The sequence below is a fragment of the Paenibacillus sp. FSL K6-3182 genome, from assembly GCF_037976325.1.
Lineage (GTDB): Bacteria > Bacillota > Bacilli > Paenibacillales > Paenibacillaceae > Pristimantibacillus.
Genome location: NZ_CP150265.1, coordinates 5,797,008 through 5,816,836 on the forward strand (window position 1 = coordinate 5,797,008; position 19,829 = coordinate 5,816,836).

At 44.5% G+C, this 19,829-nt stretch carries 20 protein-coding genes; 1 reads left to right on the top strand and 19 read right to left on the bottom strand.

Features of this window, described 5'->3' with window-relative positions:
- Entirely contained in the window at positions 1-273 is a 273-nt protein-coding gene (locus MHH56_RS25535; RefSeq protein ID WP_339204462.1) for a YuzB family protein, read from the bottom strand.
- Between the two features lie 86 nt (positions 274-359).
- On the opposite strand from MHH56_RS25535, the gene MHH56_RS25540 reads away from it, so the two are divergent.
- Positions 360-605: a NifU family protein gene (locus MHH56_RS25540; RefSeq protein WP_054026871.1), complete on the top strand. Its 246-nt coding sequence runs from the start codon at positions 360-362 to the stop codon at positions 603-605.
- Positions 606-724: 119 nt separating this feature from the next.
- On the opposite strand, the gene MHH56_RS25545 is transcribed toward MHH56_RS25540, so the two are convergent.
- The 18 genes from MHH56_RS25545 to MHH56_RS25630 form a co-directional block, all read right to left on the bottom strand.
- Positions 725-1,507: an SDR family oxidoreductase gene (locus MHH56_RS25545; RefSeq protein ID WP_076267524.1), complete on the bottom strand. Its 783-nt coding sequence runs from the start codon at positions 1,505-1,507 to the stop codon at positions 725-727.
- Between the two features lie 19 nt (positions 1,508-1,526).
- The gene (locus MHH56_RS25550) at positions 1,527-2,243 is read right to left on the bottom strand and encodes a Cthe_2314 family HEPN domain-containing protein (protein ID WP_339204464.1); all 717 of its coding nucleotides are present in this window, start codon (positions 2,241-2,243) and stop codon (positions 1,527-1,529) included.
- Positions 2,244-2,304: 61 nt separating this feature from the next.
- Positions 2,305-3,234 carry a COX15/CtaA family protein gene (locus tag MHH56_RS25555; RefSeq protein WP_339204465.1) on the bottom strand — a complete coding sequence of 310 codons (930 nt, stop codon included), beginning with the start codon at positions 3,232-3,234 and terminating at the stop codon, positions 2,305-2,307.
- Positions 3,235-3,390: 156 nt separating this feature from the next.
- Positions 3,391-3,738 carry a thioredoxin family protein gene (locus MHH56_RS25560; protein ID WP_339204466.1) on the bottom strand — a complete coding sequence of 116 codons (348 nt, stop codon included), beginning with the start codon at positions 3,736-3,738 and terminating at the stop codon, positions 3,391-3,393.
- A 45-nt stretch (positions 3,739-3,783) separates the two neighbouring features.
- Positions 3,784-5,403 carry a copper amine oxidase N-terminal domain-containing protein gene (locus MHH56_RS25565; protein ID WP_339204467.1) on the bottom strand — a complete coding sequence of 540 codons (1,620 nt, stop codon included), beginning with the start codon at positions 5,401-5,403 and terminating at the stop codon, positions 3,784-3,786.
- Between the two features lie 144 nt (positions 5,404-5,547).
- Positions 5,548-6,729 (bottom strand): polysaccharide deacetylase family protein, encoded by a 1,182-nt coding sequence (locus MHH56_RS25570; RefSeq protein WP_339204468.1) that lies wholly within the window; start codon positions 6,727-6,729, stop codon positions 5,548-5,550.
- A 96-nt stretch (positions 6,730-6,825) separates the two neighbouring features.
- Positions 6,826-8,169: a HAMP domain-containing sensor histidine kinase gene (locus MHH56_RS25575; RefSeq protein ID WP_339204470.1), complete on the bottom strand. Its 1,344-nt coding sequence runs from the start codon at positions 8,167-8,169 to the stop codon at positions 6,826-6,828.
- A gap of 66 nt (positions 8,170-8,235) precedes the next feature.
- Positions 8,236-8,934: a response regulator transcription factor gene (locus tag MHH56_RS25580; protein ID WP_339204471.1), complete on the bottom strand. Its 699-nt coding sequence runs from the start codon at positions 8,932-8,934 to the stop codon at positions 8,236-8,238.
- Positions 8,935-9,089: 155 nt separating this feature from the next.
- Positions 9,090-10,523 carry an extracellular solute-binding protein gene (locus tag MHH56_RS25585; RefSeq protein WP_339204472.1) on the bottom strand — a complete coding sequence of 478 codons (1,434 nt, stop codon included), beginning with the start codon at positions 10,521-10,523 and terminating at the stop codon, positions 9,090-9,092.
- A 222-nt stretch (positions 10,524-10,745) separates the two neighbouring features.
- Entirely contained in the window at positions 10,746-12,389 is a 1,644-nt protein-coding gene (locus MHH56_RS25590; protein WP_339204473.1) for a polysaccharide biosynthesis protein, read from the bottom strand.
- Between the two features lie 20 nt (positions 12,390-12,409).
- A complete protein-coding gene (locus MHH56_RS25595) occupies positions 12,410-13,135 on the bottom strand; it encodes a ThuA domain-containing protein (protein ID WP_339204474.1) in 726 nt (241 codons plus the stop codon).
- A gap of 27 nt (positions 13,136-13,162) precedes the next feature.
- Positions 13,163-13,645 (bottom strand): DUF456 family protein, encoded by a 483-nt coding sequence (locus MHH56_RS25600; RefSeq protein WP_076267515.1) that lies wholly within the window; start codon positions 13,643-13,645, stop codon positions 13,163-13,165.
- Between the two features lie 7 nt (positions 13,646-13,652).
- Positions 13,653-14,405: a Cof-type HAD-IIB family hydrolase gene (locus tag MHH56_RS25605; RefSeq protein WP_339204476.1), complete on the bottom strand. Its 753-nt coding sequence runs from the start codon at positions 14,403-14,405 to the stop codon at positions 13,653-13,655.
- Positions 14,406-14,582: 177 nt separating this feature from the next.
- A complete protein-coding gene (locus MHH56_RS25610; RefSeq protein ID WP_339204477.1) occupies positions 14,583-16,037 on the bottom strand; it encodes an extracellular solute-binding protein in 1,455 nt (484 codons plus the stop codon).
- A gap of 141 nt (positions 16,038-16,178) precedes the next feature.
- The gene (locus MHH56_RS25615) at positions 16,179-17,048 is read right to left on the bottom strand and encodes a metal ABC transporter permease (protein ID WP_339204478.1); all 870 of its coding nucleotides are present in this window, start codon (positions 17,046-17,048) and stop codon (positions 16,179-16,181) included.
- A complete protein-coding gene (locus tag MHH56_RS25620) occupies positions 17,045-17,986 on the bottom strand; it encodes a metal ABC transporter permease (RefSeq protein ID WP_339204479.1) in 942 nt (313 codons plus the stop codon). The genes MHH56_RS25615 and MHH56_RS25620 overlap by 4 nt, the downstream gene beginning before the upstream one ends.
- A gap of 3 nt (positions 17,987-17,989) precedes the next feature.
- Positions 17,990-18,796, bottom strand: a complete 807-nt coding sequence (locus tag MHH56_RS25625; protein ID WP_339204480.1) for a metal ABC transporter ATP-binding protein — start codon at positions 18,794-18,796, stop codon at positions 17,990-17,992.
- Positions 18,797-18,830: 34 nt separating this feature from the next.
- A complete protein-coding gene (locus tag MHH56_RS25630) occupies positions 18,831-19,784 on the bottom strand; it encodes a zinc ABC transporter substrate-binding protein (RefSeq protein WP_339204481.1) in 954 nt (317 codons plus the stop codon).
- Positions 19,785-19,829: the final 45 nt, after the last annotated feature.

Below are 19,829 nucleotides of genomic sequence, written 5' to 3' on the forward strand. Positions count from 1 at the left end.
TTACAAATCATCGAGCAGCTTATCCAGCGCATCTTGATCTGCCTTTTGCTGCTCAATGGCTTTCAAAATATTGTCGTACAGCTCGTCTACCGAGTCTGCGGATACGATTGCACCCTCAACTAACGCAAATGGGTTCAAATAACATTCGCCGCAGTTGCCTAAGCAGCCATATTCGGTTACTTCGTATTCATCATTTTGCTCAAATAATTGCATTATACGATCAGTGCCGTGGTGCATATTACTGGCACAAAACTCAATCATTGTTTTAAACATGAGGCCTCACCTAACTTTACTAAGTTACTATCCATTTTCAATTGCTTCACTTTGTACTATAATAGGGGAGAAAGGAGATGATTGCAATGAGTGAACAAGTACAAGACACAATGTACGATGAAGTATTGGACGTACTCGATAAGCTTCGTCCGTTTTTGCAGCGCGACGGCGGCGATGTTGAACTAGTCGATGTTGAAGGCGGCATCATCAAGCTTCGCCTAATGGGTGCATGCGGAAGCTGCCCAAGCTCGACGATCACGCTTAAAGCGGGTATCGAACGCGCACTTCTCGAAGAAGTTGAAGGTGTAATCGAAGTCGTTCAAGTATTCTAAAAATATAAGAACGAATCATGATTGCTCTAGGCATGACAAATGATGAAGAGTCTTATCGACAGCATAGGAGCTAGCTCCGAAGCTTAACGATAAGACTCTTTTTTTTAATTCCTATAAGATCAGAACATCCCTTTAATATTGGCGACGATTGGATCGAAGCCGCCTGTGACATCAATTACATTGCCCGTCAAGAAATTCGATTGCCGGTCACATAGAAACAGCACCACGCGCGCTACATCCTCCCCAGTACCCGGACGTCCAATCGGCGATTCTTTATCGTAGTCTTCCTCAACCTCGGCTATAGATCGTTCCTTGTTGACGCCCCGAATATCTCCAGGCCCGATTAAATTAACCGTAATGCCATGCGGTGCCTCTTCGACTGCTAATGACTTCGTAAACGAGACAAGTCCTGTCTTCGCTGCGGCATATACCGCTCGATGCGGCCAAGCCCGCGCTTCTCCTGCATGTCCGAAGCCAAAGTGAACGATACGTCCCCATTTGCGCTCACGCATGCCTGGCAGCAGGCGATGATCCAGCAGCATAACGCCTAACAAATTGCCGTGGAGCAGTCTAATAATAGTCTCTTCATCATATTCGCTGAATAGACGCCGCTTGCGGACAAATGGGCCTGCGTTGTTGACCAGTATATCTACGCCGCCAAACGAGCGCTCAGCCTCGTCAGCAAGCCGCTCAACGCCCTCAGTCGTAGCAATATCAGCCTGCACGGTAATTGCCTTTACACCAAGCTGCTCGATCTGTGCCTTTACCTGCTGTGCTTCAAGCTCGCTCTCGTAGTAGTTAATGACAACATTGCAGCCTTGCTCAGCAAGCTGGAGCGCCGTTCGTTTGCCGAGTCCCTTAGCGCTGCCTGTTACTAATGCTGTTTTCCCTTTGAGTCCCACGAGTTTTCCCCCCTCGGGATTATGGTTGCTTGTTTCGCATCAATCCGCATGCGTATTGATACGTGAGCAGTAGCGACTCCATCGCTAAATATAGACCCTGCGTCAAATCAGCGGATTGCTCTGCTACATTTTCCAGCTTGATCTCTTCACCGTACATACGGCTGCTTTGAATAAGATCATCTTGCATCTCCGAGTTCATAAAATGAATCTCGGTATTTCTGCGCTTGCGCATCCTTGTTGTTGATTCCTTGTATTTCTCCTTCACATCATTCAGCTTCCAAGTAAGCCCTGGATGAGCTTTCTTCTCCCTCATGTTGCGCAAAACGGTGAAATAGGAAAAATGCGGCTTGATCCGCTCCGTTCTCATATCGAGCAGCTCATTAAGGAACGTACCAAGCTTATCCAGCAAAGAAAATACACGGATAAAAGCGTTTTTATCAAAGTAGATATAACGATTATAATGGATACGTTCCTCATCTGTCATTTGTTTGAGAGATGAGGAAGTAATTTTATGTTGGAAATGAAGGGCGACATAATGGCTTTGCTCTAGCTCGTCCAATGAAGAACGAAGTCCAAGAGTCCAAATCTCATATTTTCGCAGCTTTTGAACGTCAGCTCCGTTCTCGGCCATTTTTTTGGACAAAATGGAGATGAACTGATCCATGAAACGATACGTTTCTGCAAGGGTTCCTTCCGCTTTTCTTAAGGGTTCATCAAACAGGAAACGCAGCATCATCGAACAGTCCCTTCTACATTTACATGCTTACAGCTGACTTTGATCATTTCAAATGCTTTTACTATCCTTTGCGCCCTTCTCTGAGGCGCCATGAACGAATTAATATGTCCATTAATAATCCAAACAATCCGGTTACAATCAGATTGTGCAATAAATTGGTGAACAGAAACCACTCTGAGTTTGTAATCGTAGCTGTCAAAAGTGCGCCGCTGAAAATTTGAGTAATGACAAGTCCGAGCGTCCACGCAGCAGGCTTCGTTAATCCAGCTCCGCCATGGCTGACCTTACGAATATGGAGATACAATCCTGCAAGGCTTATACCTAGCAGCAAAGCAGCCACACGGTGGATAAATACCGCTCCTGTTGCTCCGCTAATCTCTGGAATTACTTCACCGTTACAAAGCGGCCAGCCTAGACATCCGCCGCCAGACTCCGTATGCCGAATGAATGCTCCCAAATATACAACAACGTAACAAAAGATAGCGGTAAGCAGGACGCGAGGGAAAATTGAGCGCGGTACTTTAAACTCCACTGGCGGTCCGTCTTTCGCTCTAAACGTCCAAATGACTAACAACAGTGTTGCTGCAAAAGCGATTAATGAAATACCAAAATGTATGGCCATAATAGGTGGCGATTGAGGCCACATGACGGCGGCCGCCCCCATTAACGCTTGGATGATTGTGAATAACAATGCACCGCCCGCATAAAAAAGTGGCTCCTTGTAGCTTTTTCGGTTTTGCCTAAATTTACGGAACATTGCAACGGCAGTAGCGAGAACAAGAAGACCTTCAAAACCTGTCACAAGCCGATGTGAATATTCAATCATGGATTCGATTGTATAAGCAGGAATAAATTTGCCATGACACAAAGGCCAGTCATCACCGCAGCCTCGTCCAGAATCCGTATTCGTCACTAATGCTCCGCCGAGCAGTACAAGAAGCATTCCGATGCACGCAGCGAGAGCTAACGCGCGAAAACGCCCGGTTACCATAATAAAATCACCTTATTTCATGTTTTAATAACAGTTCAATTATAGCCATAAAAAAAGGCAAAAGCCATGTTGAAAATGTGACACTTCAAGTAGAAGCACTGAAAAAAAGGAAAGCCCGCGCTGAGAGAATGAATTCTCTAAGGCGCGGACTAACGATTACTTTTGAGCCAGCGCATCGCTGACTTGGATGGCACGATCGACGAATTCCTCGATTTCCTCGCGTGATTTGCGTAGCTTGCTAACGAATCTAACTAGCTCCTTGCTTTCACGGAAAGCGATAAAGCTCGGTATGCCCAGTATGTTCAGTTCGGAGCAAAGATCAGGTAGATCGTCGCGATCCAGCTCGATGAAAGTAACCTTGCCCTCATAATGACGTTCTAAATCCGGCATAAACGGATCGATAAAATGGCAATCCTTGCACCAAGTCGTCTTAAATACTGCAATCGTGAGCCCTTCGCTTGCCACTGCTTCGCGGAAAGCCTCATCTGTCGTTAACTTTTTCATCTCGCACCTCTGCACATCGTTGTATTTAACATGATCTTATGCTGCTTAGACTTCCCGATCCAGCGTAAATATTCTCATGTCTTCGCCCATGTCGACCCAGCCAATCTTTGCTTTTAATGCTGCAGCCAAATTACGCGCTGGAACATAAGTCGTACCATTAATAACGGTTACCGGGAACGCCCATTTTACATTTTTACCGTTAACGACGGCTGTATCGCTGTCATTTTTTAAAACAATGGTCGTATTTGTAGCTCCATCATTAACTTTTAAGCTTTTTGTTTTTGCGTCATACGTCAGGGTAGCACCCAACTGCTCAACCGTATCGCGGAGAGGAATAATTGTAATATTGTCGGCAGTCAAAATGACAGGATTATAATAATCAGAAGGATACCATGTGATGTTCTGCTTGCCGATATGCAATTTATTTTTCAATAAATCATAAGCAAATGATTTTTCATCAAATTGCTTCAATACTTGATAACCTTGCATGCCAAAAAGCTTATCTACAGAAATATCCGTCTTGGATGCTACAGGCGCATCTGCCTTTACATCGCCGTTTACATTCCAAGTTTCGCTTTCAACCTTGATTGTCAGCCCTTTAACCGGCAAAATACCGTATTCTAGATCCATTGTTGGAACATAAGAAAGCTCATAGGCTTGCTTCCGAATATCTAGCTTATTATCGAAATAAACATCTGCTTTGATGGTTAAGTCCTTGCTGAAAATTTCATCTAATGTTTCATCCGGCTCTTCCTCAAGCAGCTTCAGCTCGCCCTGCAGCTCCGATAAGAGAAGAGCGATAGCGTCCGTTGCTTCCTTGATCGCTTCCTTAGGATCCTGAGCATCTAATCCGCTGCCTTCAAATGGGTTAATCGTACCTGCAGCTGCCCATACATTTGGATTGCTCTGAAGAATCTCAAACACGCCTGTTATCATCTTGTCTAAACCAGCACGATCAGCAACAAGTGCATCAACATATTTTTTCACCCATGCCCAAATTTCAGGACCATCGAGGTCAACATGCACTTTCATCAATGAAGTCGGTGAACCATTAATGGATTCATTTACTGGCTTCACTTCAATTCGTTCTGGATTTGGCAGGTTATGTATAACATACGAGCCAATGGTATCCAGCATCTGGTGGCCAAGCGCAGTTAGCGCCGCTTCATCAACAGCCGGAGCTTCAGCAGATGCTGCTCCCGCTGGCAATCCCGTCAAATCTGATACCCCTGTCAAACCAAGCAAGCCCTCGCTCGTCAAATCAAGCACAAAAGGATGCTTTGCTCCCTCAAGCTCCATCACAGCAAGTTTGTCAGACATTTTCAATGAAAATTTAATGCTTGCCGCTTCTCCAAAAACGAGGCTTCCATCCATGGAGATATTTGAGCTGTCCTGCGCTTTAACATGATCCAGTTGAAGCTTCATATTGGAAACCAGCTTCATCATGGCAAGTTCCTCTTCAGGAGCACCTTCATAGGCTTCCTCATCTAGCAAGAGCTTAAATTCTAGCGATTGCTTGCTTTCACTTGAAGTAACTTTAAGCGAGTTTTTGAGCGCCGTATTAAAATCAAGATTGGAAACCGCTTGACAACCGGCAACGAAAATAAGTGTTAAAGCTAATAAAAGAATCAATAACTTGCTTGGTCTTGCAAAAAATGATTTCATCCACTCGTCTCCTTTGTTATCGAACATCAATAAGCAGGTTATTGTTATTCACAAACTCTACTCATTGTACAGGAGACTCTATTTGTTGTAAATGTATGGAAAGCACTAGTTTTGTCGAATTTTCAAGCCTTTTACAAGCAGCCATTACGACTGTTTTGTTTGGATTTCCACTTGCTTTGTATCACGACGCCAATTGATTTTCCAATCATAATAATTTGCAATGTCTCGCAACGCAATCATTTGCACCTCAGTACCAGATTTCTCGGAGAAATGGATGCCAGGAAACTCTTTCTCGTCAATAAACAGCTTAGCAGAATGATCGCCCTTCAACTTACGGAAAAGCTCATCTTCGGTTTCACCTGCTCTTGCCCCATTGATTCGGAAGCCATTGTGATGAAACTTAGAGTTAATGCCTTCTTTCGTCGTAAACGTAATAGGTATACCTACCGCTTTGGTCAGCTCCAGAACTGCTTCACTATAAGCACCATATGGAAACGCAAGCGCACTCACCTTATTGCCGAATTCACTCTTCAGCCGATCCTCAGCCCTAAGCAAATCTTTTTTCAACCGTTCAACGTACTCCGCCTTTGTTTCCATCTTTTTCTTTTGTTTATCATAATTAAGCTTGGACATGACAGGCGCTTCATTTCCGTGTTCATTCACTGCTCCATAACGATGCATATCAAAGGTGTGGCTCATAAAGCTCATTCCCGCTTGCTGCATTTCCCTCATCTGATCCCAAGTCAGCTTAGGCGTTCCCGGCTTCGTACGGTCATCGATCGTCGAGACGATTACAAAATTGACAGCAGGATAACCGTATTCCTTCAGAATCGGATAAGCAAGCTTATAAAAGCTTTCATAGCCGTCGTCAAATGTAATCAACAGCGCATTGTCCGGCACATGGCCTTTTCCTTGCATGAAGTTAATATATTGTTCAATAGTAATAACTTGAAAGCCGTTTTGCTTCACAAGCTGCATTTGTTTTTTAAACCGCTCCACAGTAATTATGCCATCAGACTGAGGTTTTATTGCGATATCATGATACATAAGAACAGCGACCTGCTCTGAATAATAAACACTCTTGTTACTAGAAGACATATTGAATAAATCATACTGCTTGTCAAACGCTTGCTCCAAATATTGCGCCGACACCATCAAGCGGTCGTTTTGAATCATAGCAGGTGCTTGGCCCTCTAGCTTTGTACCATTTACTATCAATTGAACACTGTTTACCTCGTTCTCATTTGAACATCCGGTCAGCAGCCATCCAACCATCATAGCGACAGCAATGACGATTGCTAGCGCTGCTTTTTTCTTTTGATCCATTATGATTTCCCCCTCAACTACCCAACTAATGGATAGTGTAGAGGAGAAATCTTATCGACTGCGTTTATAGCCGCTTAACATATGCTTAAAGAAATCTTAAGTTTCAAGATGCGCCAACGGGAAGCTCATCTCGAATATCGTTTCCTTTGTGGAACTGCTAACCGATATTCGTCCATTTTGCGCTTCGATAATACTTTTGGTAATCGCAAGTCCAAGCCCCGTTCCTCCAGACCCCGACTCAGAAGATCTTGACCTGTCAACACGGTAGAAGCGGTCAAAAATAAATGGAACATCTTGTGCCGGAATTTGCTCGCCGTAATTAATGACTCGAATGACAGCTCGATCCTCTATATTCTCGATCTGCAAATCGATAATTTTGCCTGAGCTGCCATATTGAATGGCGTTGGTCATTAAATTATCGAAGGCGCGCGCCAGCATATTCCCGTCTGCCATAATGAACAATGTATTTTCCTTTGTTTGAATATTGCAGGTCATCTTCGCCTTCTCTAGGCTTGGAACAAACTCCTCGGTAAGCTGAAGTGCGAAGCCGACAATGTCTAGTTCATCAAGCTCCAGCGGCATGCCGTTGTTTAGCTTTGTGTATTCAAACAGATCATCGATCAATCGTTTCAGATGCTTCGATTTCTCATAGGCGATGTTAACGAAATATCGAAGCTCTACCTCATCCTGATAACGATCCTGATCGATCAGTTCAAGGAATCCTAAAATGGACGTAAGCGGTGTGCGCAGATCATGAGATACACCCGTAATTAAATCATTTTTTGATTTCTCGGCATTTCGCTCATCCTGCAGCAGCTGATTGAATTGCTGGCCTAGTCCATTTATGCTGCTTGCTATTTCTCCAAGCTCATCCGACGCTTTGACAGGAATAACATAATCAAGCTCCCCAGCACCCAGCTGCTGCAGGCCAAATCGGATTTCCTTCAAATAGTTAATCATGTTCCTGCTTGTCCAGAAAAATAACGCTAGAAAAAGCAGACATCCAAAAATAGCAATGACAGGGGCAGAACCAATATTGTTTACGATCCAAATTAATGTACGATTATACGATGTGTATTGCATAAGAAAATAGGCAAGCAAATGTCCTGCAATGACGCAGCATAACATAAGACCTAAGCTTTGTAAGAAAGCAATGATAAAGGATAAGCGAATGGTACGGAAAAACTTATAACCCTTCTGATTATCACTCGCCCCGCGCTGGTCAAGCTTCCTGTAGCCAATTACAAAGATCAATAAACCCGCAACAGCTGCGATTGGCTTTGATCCGATGTTCTCAATTGCCCATATAATTGTCTTGTCGTATGGCTTTATATCTAACATAAACCACAGCAGCATCCAGCCAATCACAGCAAACAGCACCGCTGCTCCTAAACTTGCTGCAGCTGCCTTTAAGTTGAATTTTTTCTTTTTCTTCATCATTTCAGCACCTTCATTTGCGAGGTTTGCATCTAAATAGGCAGGTGGAAGACGTGGTTCACACGTTGCCTATAGCGCATCCATTTTATAGCCTATTCCCCAAACGGTTTTGATAAATCTCGGATTTTGGGCGTCCTTCTCAATTTTCTCTCGAATTTTACGGATGTGAACCATAACGGTGTTTTTGGATTCCATAAAAGGCTCGTTCCAAGCGCTCTCATATATCTTGTCCATGCTGAGGACGATACCGCGATTGACTGCTAGCAGGGTAAGAATAGAAAACTCACGAGGCGTCAGTTTAATTTCCTGCCGATCAACGGTTACCGTATGTGTAGCTGTATTTATAATGAGATCATCGATGATGATTTCATTGTCATTATGACTCGCTTTCGAATGAAATTGCTTCGCTCTGCGGATATGAGATTTGACGCTGGCGAGCAGTACCAGAGGGCTGAATGGCTTCGTGACATATTCGTCCGCACCGAGGCTAAGACCCGATATTTTATCAATATCCTGCGATTTGGCGGACAGCATAATAATCGGAATATGGTTTTGCTCGCGAATTTTCATGCATGCTTCAAGCCCGTCCATAACAGGCATCATCACATCAAGTATAATAAGATCCACCTTATGCGTATTAAGCTTCTCCAGCGCTTCAAGCCCATTGGATGCCTTTAGCATCGTAAACCCTTCATTTTTAAAATAAATTTCCATTAAGCTTAATATTTCCTTCTCATCATCTACCATAAGTATCGTTTCTCTATTCATGTCTCTGTACTCCCTCCTGCGGTGTGCTACTTATTAAATATAACATGATCTGTATCCATTGGTTCATTTATGCATGTTACAGAGTGGCGCAGCAAATAAAAAAGGAGCAGACTTCGCTTAATGGCGTAAGAAAGCTCCCCTTTATCATTGATTCCTTACTCCGTTTTGGACGATGCCTCGCTGCTTTCACCAGCAGCTGCGCCATCCGCCCGTTCAGCATCTTCTTTAGCAAGCATTTCTTGGCCTTTAACCTGCAAAATACTAAGTGCAGAGTTTAAATCCTGTGCGTCTTCCTTCACCTTTTTCATCTCTTCCTTAACCGCCTTTGTGAATTCCTCGTAGAAGGTGTCAGGCAGCTTGTCAAAATTTTTGTAGCCATTAAAAGAACTAGGCTTTAAATCATAAAATGCAGCATAATTATGCCCTTCAACATCCGTAATATATTTGGTGCGAACCGGCAAACCATTGTAGTTGTTCGACTTTGATTTTACTCTCGCATAATCATCGCTTGTCACATAGTTAAGAAAATCCCATGCAACCTCCTTGTTTGGAGAGTCTGCTCGAATTGCAAATAAATTATTAAATGACATCATATTCGATTCATCTGGACTTTGCTGTCCGATTGGAGCTGTCGCGATGTCCCAATTTTTTACGATCTTATCTTTTAGGCTTGGATAGTCGCTTGCCTGCTTGATTTGGTTCGTGTAACCAACGTCTTGAATCGTCATCGCCAAACGGCCGGACAGGAAAGGATCTGATAACAGGTAATCCTCATAGGACTGTGACATCGCTCCCGCTTGGCTGCTCATACTTTCAAAATAAAGCGCGTTTGAGTCTACTGCATCCAGCGCCTGCTGAAATACATTTTTCCACGAATCCGTATGTATGGTCATTTGCTTTTGCCCAGCATTCACATAGCTAACCTTTTCAGACTCTGCCAGCATGATGGCCAAATCAAACAGCTCCTCGCGATATCCCACTTTCAAACCGTATACCCGCTCCTTCATATCACCGCCCGTAGGGAAACGCCTCGCCAATTGTATCGTTTCATTCCAGCTCATTCGGTTTCGCGGAAGCTCAATTTTGTATTTTTCAAATAAATCCTTGTTGTAGTAAATAACCTGGCTGTAGAAGCTAGGCGCTAAACCGTATAATTTGCCGCCGCCCTGCTCCTTCAAATAGTCAAGCATACCAGGAATCAATCCCTCGGTTTCGTACTTTTCCTTCTCCATAACAGCATCGAGATCATACAGCTTGCCTTCTTGTGACAGCTTTTGGTACCTCTCTGCATCCAGCATTAAAATATCAGGCTGTTTTTCTTCTATAAATTTGTTAAACGCAGTATCGTAATCTGTATTTTCTTCACTATACATCGACTGATTGCTAATGACTTCAATTTCAACATTTGGATATAATGCCGAGAACACCATACCATAATCTTGAAAGAACATGCCTTCATCGTAATACATGACCTTCAGTGACGACTGCTTCATTTTATTACTATCCTTATTGTCTCCTCCAAAGCTGCAGCCAGTTGCCACTAATGCCAAAACAACGACTGATAAAACAAACCTTGACCTTGCTTTCATCTTCCGTTTCTCTCCCTCTCCGCTTATCCCTAATATGTATCCATATCCTACTGATTTATAGTCTAGAGGAAAAAACTTACTAATTCTCTCTGCTATTTCTTAACATTAGCTTAATGAATGCTTAAGTTTTTCAAAGTTTTCGAAGCAGTAAGGGAGCTCTAACGAAAAAAAGGACACATCCCCCTATAAGGGCTGTGTCCTTTCTTCCATAAAAACTTATGATTATACCGCTTTTTTGTAAAATGGCTTTAAAACAATCCCGAGTAATTTGCGGAGCGGCCCTGGGAACGAGCGCACATCCTCTGGTGTGATAACACGAAGCGCAGCGAGCAATATGAGATAAAGTGAACCTACAACAACAGATGCAACAGCTGCTGCCAAGAAATAGGAAAGCTTATCAGCCCATGCTCCCGTAATAGCCAGCACCCCGTACTCAGCTCCCCAGCCTGCGAGGGCAGGTACAGCAATTGCGATCAAATAGGCCATCCATTTGCCGCCTAGCACGTTCAAGTTAACGTCCTTATTAATGCTTCTTAAATTCAAGTACGTAATGACAACGAAACAAATCGTAGATCCAATAATAAATCCATAGACGCCAAGCAAAGGAGCAAGCGCCAGACTGAACACCACTTTAAGCGCCAAACCAATAAACGTATGGTTCATCGGCAGCTTAGGCTTGTTGAGTCCGTATAGGATCGAATTCGAAATCATCATTGTAATTTGGAAGATCGCTCCGGCTGTAAGCATCGCTACCGTCCCGCTTCCGCTTGGAGTCGTAAACAACAGTCCAGTTACGGAATAAGAGGCTACTGCCAGCAGCAGCGCAACCGGTACGCCTGTAAACAACACAATCCGCATGACGAGCGAGGATTGACGCTGCACTTCCTTCATATTATTCAAGGCAAATGCCGAGGAAATGATCGGTATAATAGACGCGCCAAGCGCAATCGCAAGAATCGGAGGTATACCTGCTATCCCCATCGCCTTCGTGGAGTAATCCGCCAACGCTTTTGTTGCTGAATTTTCATTATAAAAGGATTCCGTCAATCGCATAAATATCGTTATATCAAAAAAGTACAATAGCTGTACCGTCATCGCCGTTACGACAGCAGGAATGGAAGTGCCGAATATTTCTTTATAAATGGTCCGATAAGGTAGGTTGGAGCTTGTCTTTGCCGACTTATCCTTCACATTTATAGCGGATTTGGCATGCTCCGATTGATCTTGTTTTTTCAGCTTCCGCCAAAACCACATCATAACCGAAAATGCACCAATACTTCCGAGCACAGAACCAAACGCAATAGCTGCAGCGCCGTACTTATCTCCCCAGCCCCAGCCGAGTACGATCAGGGCTAGTCCAATTCCACCGATAAGCCTTAAAATTTGTTCCATGATTTGAGAAATACCGCCTGCGGACATGATCTGCCGACCTTGGAAGTAACCTCGCATCATCGCAATAATAGGAAATAGCAGCAGCGCAGGCGCTATAGCTTGCAGCGATAAAGCTGCATCCGGCACCTTCGAGAACCGTTCATAAGCTGGTGCAAAAACAAACATCGCAGTGGCAAGCAATATCCCTGTCACTGCTCCAAACATTAATGCCGCTCGATAAATTCGTTTGGCTTCATCGGGGCGGCCAAGCGCATAGCGCTGAGAAATCATACGACTAATCGATAGCGGTATGCCGCCCGTCGCAATCGTTAGCAGTAATAAGTAAATCGTATTCGCTGAGTTGAATGCCGCCTGTCCGGCAGCTCCCAGCATATATTCGAGCGGAATCCGCTGGAACAAGCCGAGAAACCGGACGACCAGCGCTGCGGCTGCCAGTATAATTGTGCCTTTAATTAATGAGTCTTTTTTTAGCATAATGGTCTGTCAAAGTCTCCCTATCCTTTATTTCCAATGGGCTCCAGCGGCTGATGATTGCCGCGTACGGGCACTGCTGCATGAGATGGAGAAGCCCAACGCACACCATTTTGAATCACTTGCAGCACTTGCGGGTTATAGTAGGTTGGATAAGTCTCATGCCCCGGACGGAAGTAAAAGATTTTGCCTTGGCCGCGGTTAAAGGTACAGCCGCTGCGGAACACCTCGCCGCCTTCAAACCAGCTCACAAAAACAAGCTCATCCGGCGCTGGGATGTCAAAATGCTCACCATACATTTCCTCATGCTCCAGCGTAATGTATTCCGGCAAGCCGGCTGCTATCGGATGCGCTGGATTTACGACCCAAATTCTTTCCTTCTCGCCCACTTCACGCCATTTGAGATCACAGCTTGTACCCATCAGCTTTTTGAAAATTTTTGAGAAGTGACCCGAGTGCAGCACGATTAAGCCCATGCCTGTGAGTACGCGCTGTTGAACACGATCTACAATGGCGTCATCCACCTGGTCATGCCCCATATGTCCCCACCATATTAGAACATCCGTATTGGCTAGGCGCTCTTCTGTAAGGCCATGCTCCGGCTCCTCAAGCGTTGCTGTCGATACTTCGATATCTCCACTTGCGACCCCTTTGGCTAAAGCTTGATGAATGCCATCTGGATATACATTTTTGACTTCCTCATGAATCTTCTCATGCAAAAACTCATTCCATACGGTTACTTTAATCATTGAGCTATCCACCTTTTATTCATTTCATTAAAAGACGAGCCATAGGACAAACACCACGATCATCGCCAGCTGCAAAATTACCTTCACGACTACGCTTGAAAACAATCCTACAACTGAACCTAAACCAACCTTGAGCGATTTGTCAAAACGTGTTCCGATAATCATCTCACCAATGACGGCACCCACAAAAGGACCGATAATAAGGCCAAGTGCTGGGATAACGAAAGGACCAAAGATAAGACCAATTGTACTGCCGATCACTGAGGCTCGCGAGCCTCCAAATCGTTTGACGCCCCAGGCGCTAACCGCATAATCGGCGACAAACAGCACGATTAAAGTTACCGTCTGAATGAACCAGAACCAAAAACCAAATTCACTAAACGAGAAAAATAAGCCATAAACAAAAAATGCGCCATAAATGGCAAGAGCTCCCGGAAGAATCGGATAAATAGCTCCTGCCATCCCTACTACAAATAATAGAATAACTAATGTCCAGCCTAAAATATCCATACGTTTCTCATCCCTTCAGAAGGTAACGTCTAATCACTTCTGCAACTCCATGCTCATTATTCGTAAAAGTAATGAAGTCAGCAGCTTCCTTGACCGTTTCCTGCGCATTGCCCATCGCTACGCCTAAGCCAGCTTCGCGAATCGCCGCAATATCGTTCAAGCTATCGCCAACAGCAATAACTTGCGACATCTCGATGTTAAGCAAGCCGCAAAGCTCTTGAAGTGCGCTTGCCTTTGAAACGCCGAGCGGATTAAGCTCCAAATTAAATGGAGATGAATTCGTAATCTCAAGCGCTCCCCAGCTTTGTACTTCAGCCAGCAGCTTCTCCCTGATGCTGTCATCCTCTGTGTAATAGCCGAATTTCAACCAGTGATGTGATGCATAATCATCAGCAGGCGTAATCCATTTCTCTTTATTGTAAATTTCATCAGCTGTATACGCCCAGAACCACGGCTCGCCATGTGCGAGAGCAAGCTCATGCAGCCTTTGCACGTAAACGTGGCTTAGATGAGTACGTTTATGAAGCACATGCGGACGATGCCAAATCTCACTGCCGTTTACTGTGATCATAGGTGTTTCCAGCTTCAATTGCTCAGCGTAAGGCAATGCACTGCGAAAACCTCTACCCGTTGAGAAACTGACAATAACTCCAGCATCAAGTGCTTTTTGAATCCATTCAGCATTTTCTGTACTAATTTCACTCTGTTCATTTAACAATGTTCCGTCCATATCAAGCGCAAGCAATTTATAATCTCCCAATATTGTGCCTCCTCGTAAATGCCGTATCGTTGTTGTACCTAACTAGTAAATTATTTTAGCACATTTACGACAGATTCCAAATGAAAGTCACTCTAAAAAACACGAATTCATCATACTTGCTCAGAAAAAAGGAGCAGCCTCCGCTAATTTGCGTAAGCATGCTCCCCATCTCTTAACTTACTCCGTTGTTTCAATTGTAGTAACAGAACCACTGCTTTCCGAAGTTCCAGCTCCTTCAGCACCTTCAGTAGGTACAGGATCTTCCTTCAACAGCATTTCTTGGCCTTTCACCTGCAAAATGTCAAGCGCCGCATCAAGTTCCTGTTCCTTTTTCTTCACTTTTTCAAGCTCTTGGCTGGCTGCGCCTCTAAATTCTCCCCAGAAGCTTTGTGGCAGCTTGTCAAAATCCTTATAGCTATTAAAGGTACTTGGCTTCAAATCATAAAATGCCGCAAAATTATGCCCTTCTGTATCCGTAATATATTTCGTGCGGACAGGCAATCCATTATAATTGTTCGACTTCGACTTAACTCTTGCAAAGTCCTCACTCGTTACATAGCTAAGGAATTTCCACGCAGCGTCCTTACTCGGTGATTCTGAGCGAATGGAGAAAATATTGTTGAAAGACATCATGCTTGACTGATCCGGATTTTGTTGTCCAACCGGAACTGTTACAATATCCCAGTTTTTCACGATCTTATCTTTTACTTTCTCATTCTCTGCCGCTTGCTTGATTTGATTGATGAAATTAATATCGCCCATCGTCATCGCCAATCGGCCCGCTATGAAGGGATCGCTTAACAAATAGTCCTCATAGGTTTGCGACATCGCTTCGTCGCCACCTTGATTACGCATGCTGTCAAAATAAAGCGCGTTCGAATCCAATGCATCAATGGCTTGCTTAAATGCATTTTTCCATGAATCTGTGTTTATCGTCATTTGTTTTTGCGAAGCATTCACATAATTAACGTTTTCTGAATTAGCAAGAATGCTTGCCATTTCAAATAAATCTTCGCTGTAGCCCATTTTCAGCCCGTATACGCGTTCCTTTTTGTCACCATCAGTAGGGAAGCGGCGTGCCAATTGTATCGTCTGGTCCCAGCTCATGCGATTGGTCGGCGGCTCGATTTGGTATTTCTCAAACAAATCCTTGTTGTAGAACATAACTTGACTATAAAAGCTTGGCGTCATGCCAAAAACCTGTCCGCCGCCATTTTCTCTCAAATAATCAATCATGCCGGGAATCAAGCCCTCTGTATTATACTTTTCCTTCTCCATAACCGGATCAAGATCATAAAGCTTGCCGTCAAGTGCCAGCTTTTTGTATTGATCGGTATCAAGCATTAAAATATCTGGCTGCTCCTCCGTAATAAACTTGTCGAGTGCAGCATCCATATCCTTGTTTTCGCTTTGATACATTTTCCTATTTTCTACGACTTGAATTTCAATATTTGGATATAATGCCGAGAACACCATGCCATACTCCTGAAAGAAAGAACCTTCATCGTAATACATAATTTTCAGCGTTGACTGTTCATTTTCTTTTTGTTCGTTTTTGCCCCCAAAGCTGCAACCGGTTACCAATAATGTAAAAACTACTAGCGGTATGACGAATTTTGACAACACTTTCATGTTCAATTTTCTCTCCTCTTCAGTTTCCTCCTAATATGTACCAATTACATTACGTTTCTTTTTGGATAAAAGTTGCAGTTATACACCTTTTTTTGAAATAAATATGAAAAAAGCATCCATTAAGGATGCTTTTCGCAATTATTATGCTAACTTTCTTAGACGCAATTTCTTGATTACAATGCCATGTGAGGGCGAGAACAAAAATGCGATAACGAACAATAATGCAGCTGCGCACACCATACAGCCAGCGATTGAAGCATCTAATAAAACAGCTGTACCATACCCGATGAATGTACTAGCTACGCCGGCTGCTACACTCAAAACGATCATAAGGCCGAGCCGATCTGTCAGTAAATAAGCGGTAGATGCCGGGATAATCAGCAGTCCTACAACGAGTATAGCTCCAACGCTTTCAAAGGAGCTGACGGTAGCCATCGATACGAGACCCATTAATAAATAATGAAAGATAGCTACAGGTATGCCGATTGCAGCCGCAAGGGCAGGATCAAACGCGCATAACTTGAATTGTTTATAGAACAAAACGATAACTGACGTTATGATCAGCAGTGTTGTGCCGAGCAGCCAGACGGCTTTCGGGCCCATATTTACGCCGCCAAGCTCCCAAATATTCCAGTGTACATACGCAATCTCACCGTACAAAATCGCATCCTGGTCCAAATGCACCTGACGAGCATACAAGCTTACGAGAACGACGCCAATGGCGAATAATGCTGTAAAGACAACGCCGATCGAAGCATCGGATTGAATGCCGCTTTGCTGAAACATTTGAATAAGAAAGGTCGTCAGCAATCCGCATAATAGTGCTGCGAACATCATTAGCAGCGAATCGCGCGAGCCACTGAGCAAAAACGCGATAACGATACCAGGCATGACGGAGTGGCTAATCGCATCACCGATCATCGCCATTTTGCGCAAAACAAGAAATACACCTAGAATACCGCAGCAGCTTGCTACTAGAGCACCTGTAAGCAAGATCCAGAAGTCGCTCATAATGCCGCCTCCTTCTTCACTTTGCCCTCTAGCAGCATATCGGAGTCACGATTATAGCTTTGCTTCACTCTTTGGCGCACCAGCCTTTTTGCAAGTAATCCGCGCTGTGGACCAAATAGAATGGAAATGCAGAAGAGCAATGTTGCTGCCAGCACCGTAACAGGTCCCGTTGGCAAGTTAGACACCGATGCGCTAATCCAAGTGCCTGCAGCACCGCTAACTGCACCGAATATACCTGATAATACAACCATGAGCCCAAGGCGATCCGTCCAGTATCTAGCCGATACGGCCGGTGTAATAAGCAGCGCAGCTACGAGTACGACACCTACCGCTTGAATACCCGCTACTACAGCAACGACGATTAGAAGCATGAGCAGCTGCTCAAGAAAGGCTACGGGATAACCGATGCCTCTTGCAAACCCGGGATCAAAAGAAATAATTTTAAACTGTTTAAAGAGCAGCGTGCAAACCGTAATAAGTGACACACATACGACCGTCATCGTAATAACGTCAGATGCAATCATGGATGCCGCCTGCCCAAACAGAAATTTATCCAATCCGGCTTGATTGCCATAGCTGCCATGCTGGATAAGTGTAAGCAGTACGATACCGAGGCCAAAAAATCCTGACAATACGATACCCATCGCTGCATCCTGTTTAAGCTTAGAGTTACGAGTAATATATCCAATACCGAACGTTGCGATAAGACCAGATATGCCTGCTCCTATGAGAAACAGTCCAATCGATTTAACGCCAGTAAGCATGAATGCAATGCATATGCCTGGCAATGCCGCATGGGCTAACGTATCGCCCATTAAGCTTTGTTTCCTAAGATACGAGAAGCAGCCGATCACTCCACTGCTTAAGCCAAGCAGCGTACAGCCTAGAAAAATCCATTGCATATTCGGATCGGTCAGCATCAACCATATTCTATCCATGAATTACTCACCCTTTCCGTCAAAACGTGACGGAGACTGCATGCTGCGATCAAGAAACGCCAGTCTGCCGCCGTAAGTACGCTGTAATTTCTCCTGCGTAAAGGTTTGCTCTGTTTTGCCGAATGCTTGAAGCTCTACATTCAGGAGCAGTACCGAATCAAAATAATCTTGCACAGTCGCAAGATCATGATGGACAACGATAACCGTTTTCCCTTGCAGCTTCAGCTCCTGCAGCAATGTGATAATGGCTTTCTCTGTCGCCGCATCCACGCCTGCAAATGGTTCATCCATAAAGTACAGCTTCGCATCCTGCGCCAATGCACGCGCTAGAAACACGCGCTGCTGCTGTCCGCCAGAGAGCTGACTGATTTGCCTGCCCGCATAATCGGCCATTCCAACCTTGTTCAGGCACTCCAGTGCAATCGCCTTATCCTTCGCGCTTGGGCGGCGGAACCAGCCTAAATGACCATAACGGCCCATAAGTACAACATCAAGCGCATTCGTTGGAAAATCCCAATCCACCGATTCTCGCTGCGGGACATATCCGATCATTTTCCGCTGCTGCTTATAAGACTTGCCGTATACTAACACTTCTCCGCCAATGCTCGGTATGAGGCCAAGTGCCGCCTTCATCAGTGTCGACTTACCTGCGCCATTGGGTCCGATTACCCCGACGAGCTCACCTTCACTTACTTCGAACGATACGTTCCGAAGCACTGGCTTCTTCTGATAAGCAACGCTTAGTCCTTTAATCGTAAGCGGTGCAATTTGTTTCGTATTTTGCTTGGCAGCTGTTGTAGATTGGTTCATTTTTATCACTCACTTTCCTTGCCTTTTTTATGTGCTATTTCAAAGCGGCTACAATCGTATCCACGTTATGCTTCACCATTCCGATATAAGTGCCTTCAAACGTACCGGCATCTCCCATTGCGTCGGAGTATAGCTCGCCGCCAATTTTCACCTCATGGCCTAAGCTTCTTGCCCCTTCTATGACCGATTCAATTGATTTTTTCGGAACGCTGGATTCGATAAAAACAGCTTTTATTTTTTTCTCAACTAAGTAGTCGCGCAGCTTGCTAACATCCTTTGAGCCGTACTCCGACATCGTATTCATACCTTGCAAACCCGTGACAGTTAGACCATACGCTTCGCCAAAATATCCAAATGCATCGTGTGCTGTTACTAAAATGCGGTCTGCCTCTGGAATATGTGCAATTTGCTCTCTCGCATAATTGTCCAGCTCCTCCAGCTGCTTGATGTAGGCTGCTGCATGCTCTTTGTAGTAATCAGCATGGACCGCATCCTTCTCCATCAGTGTGTCGCGGATCACCTCTGTTGTAGAAATCCAAAGCTTCACATTGAACCAAATATGCGGATCATGCATGCCAGCCCCTTGCCCTGGGGCAGAGTGCAGCTGATCTTCCGTCAAATATTTGGAGACGGCTACCGTCGGCTTGCGCTTCTCCAATTTCTCGAACATCTCGGCCATCTTGCCCTCTAAGTGCAAGCCGTTATAAAAAATAATGTCCGCATTATCCAGCTTCCGCACGTCTCCTTGAGATGCCTTGTATAGATGGGGGTCAATCCCTGCCCCCATCAATCCGCTAACATCGACATACTCACCGCCTACCTGCTGCACTACGTCCGTGATCATTCCTGTTGTTGTCGTAATTTTCAATTTCCCATCGCTCGTTCCTTGCTGCCCGCAAGCTGAGGTTACCATTGCCGTCATCGCCAGAAAAACGATAACCATAATAAATCTCCGAAGAGCAGAATTTGTCTTGTACGTTTTACGCATTGTGCTACCTCCTTCATCCCTGTCATTTTTTATATGCTCTAAAGT

Bases quoted from the DNA above. Each gene is read 5' to 3' on its own strand.
- MHH56_RS25535 (WP_339204462.1), bottom strand. From the start codon at position 273: ATGTTTAAAACAATGATTGAGTTTTGTGCCAGTAATATGCACCACGGC.
- MHH56_RS25540 (WP_054026871.1), top strand. From the start codon at position 360: ATGAGTGAACAAGTACAAGACACAATGTACGATGAAGTATTGGACGTA.
- MHH56_RS25550 (WP_339204464.1), bottom strand. From the start codon at position 2,243: ATGATGCTGCGTTTCCTGTTTGATGAACCCTTAAGAAAAGCGGAAGGA.
- MHH56_RS25555 (WP_339204465.1), bottom strand. From the start codon at position 3,234: ATGGTAACCGGGCGTTTTCGCGCGTTAGCTCTCGCTGCGTGCATCGGA.
- MHH56_RS25560 (WP_339204466.1), bottom strand. From the start codon at position 3,738: ATGAAAAAGTTAACGACAGATGAGGCTTTCCGCGAAGCAGTGGCAAGC.
- MHH56_RS25565 (WP_339204467.1), bottom strand. From the start codon at position 5,403: ATGAAATCATTTTTTGCAAGACCAAGCAAGTTATTGATTCTTTTATTA.
- MHH56_RS25570 (WP_339204468.1), bottom strand. From the start codon at position 6,729: ATGGATCAAAAGAAAAAAGCAGCGCTAGCAATCGTCATTGCTGTCGCT.
- MHH56_RS25575 (WP_339204470.1), bottom strand. From the start codon at position 8,169: ATGATGAAGAAAAAGAAAAAATTCAACTTAAAGGCAGCTGCAGCAAGT.
- MHH56_RS25580 (WP_339204471.1), bottom strand. From the start codon at position 8,934: ATGAATAGAGAAACGATACTTATGGTAGATGATGAGAAGGAAATATTA.
- MHH56_RS25585 (WP_339204472.1), bottom strand. From the start codon at position 10,523: ATGAAAGCAAGGTCAAGGTTTGTTTTATCAGTCGTTGTTTTGGCATTA.
- MHH56_RS25590 (WP_339204473.1), bottom strand. From the start codon at position 12,389: ATGCTAAAAAAAGACTCATTAATTAAAGGCACAATTATACTGGCAGCC.
- MHH56_RS25595 (WP_339204474.1), bottom strand. From the start codon at position 13,135: ATGATTAAAGTAACCGTATGGAATGAGTTTTTGCATGAGAAGATTCAT.
- MHH56_RS25600 (WP_076267515.1), bottom strand. From the start codon at position 13,645: ATGGATATTTTAGGCTGGACATTAGTTATTCTATTATTTGTAGTAGGG.
- MHH56_RS25610 (WP_339204477.1), bottom strand. From the start codon at position 16,037: ATGAAAGTGTTGTCAAAATTCGTCATACCGCTAGTAGTTTTTACATTA.
- MHH56_RS25615 (WP_339204478.1), bottom strand. From the start codon at position 17,048: ATGAGCGACTTCTGGATCTTGCTTACAGGTGCTCTAGTAGCAAGCTGC.
- MHH56_RS25620 (WP_339204479.1), bottom strand. From the start codon at position 17,986: ATGGATAGAATATGGTTGATGCTGACCGATCCGAATATGCAATGGATT.
- MHH56_RS25625 (WP_339204480.1), bottom strand. From the start codon at position 18,796: ATGAACCAATCTACAACAGCTGCCAAGCAAAATACGAAACAAATTGCA.
- MHH56_RS25630 (WP_339204481.1), bottom strand. From the start codon at position 19,784: ATGCGTAAAACGTACAAGACAAATTCTGCTCTTCGGAGATTTATTATG.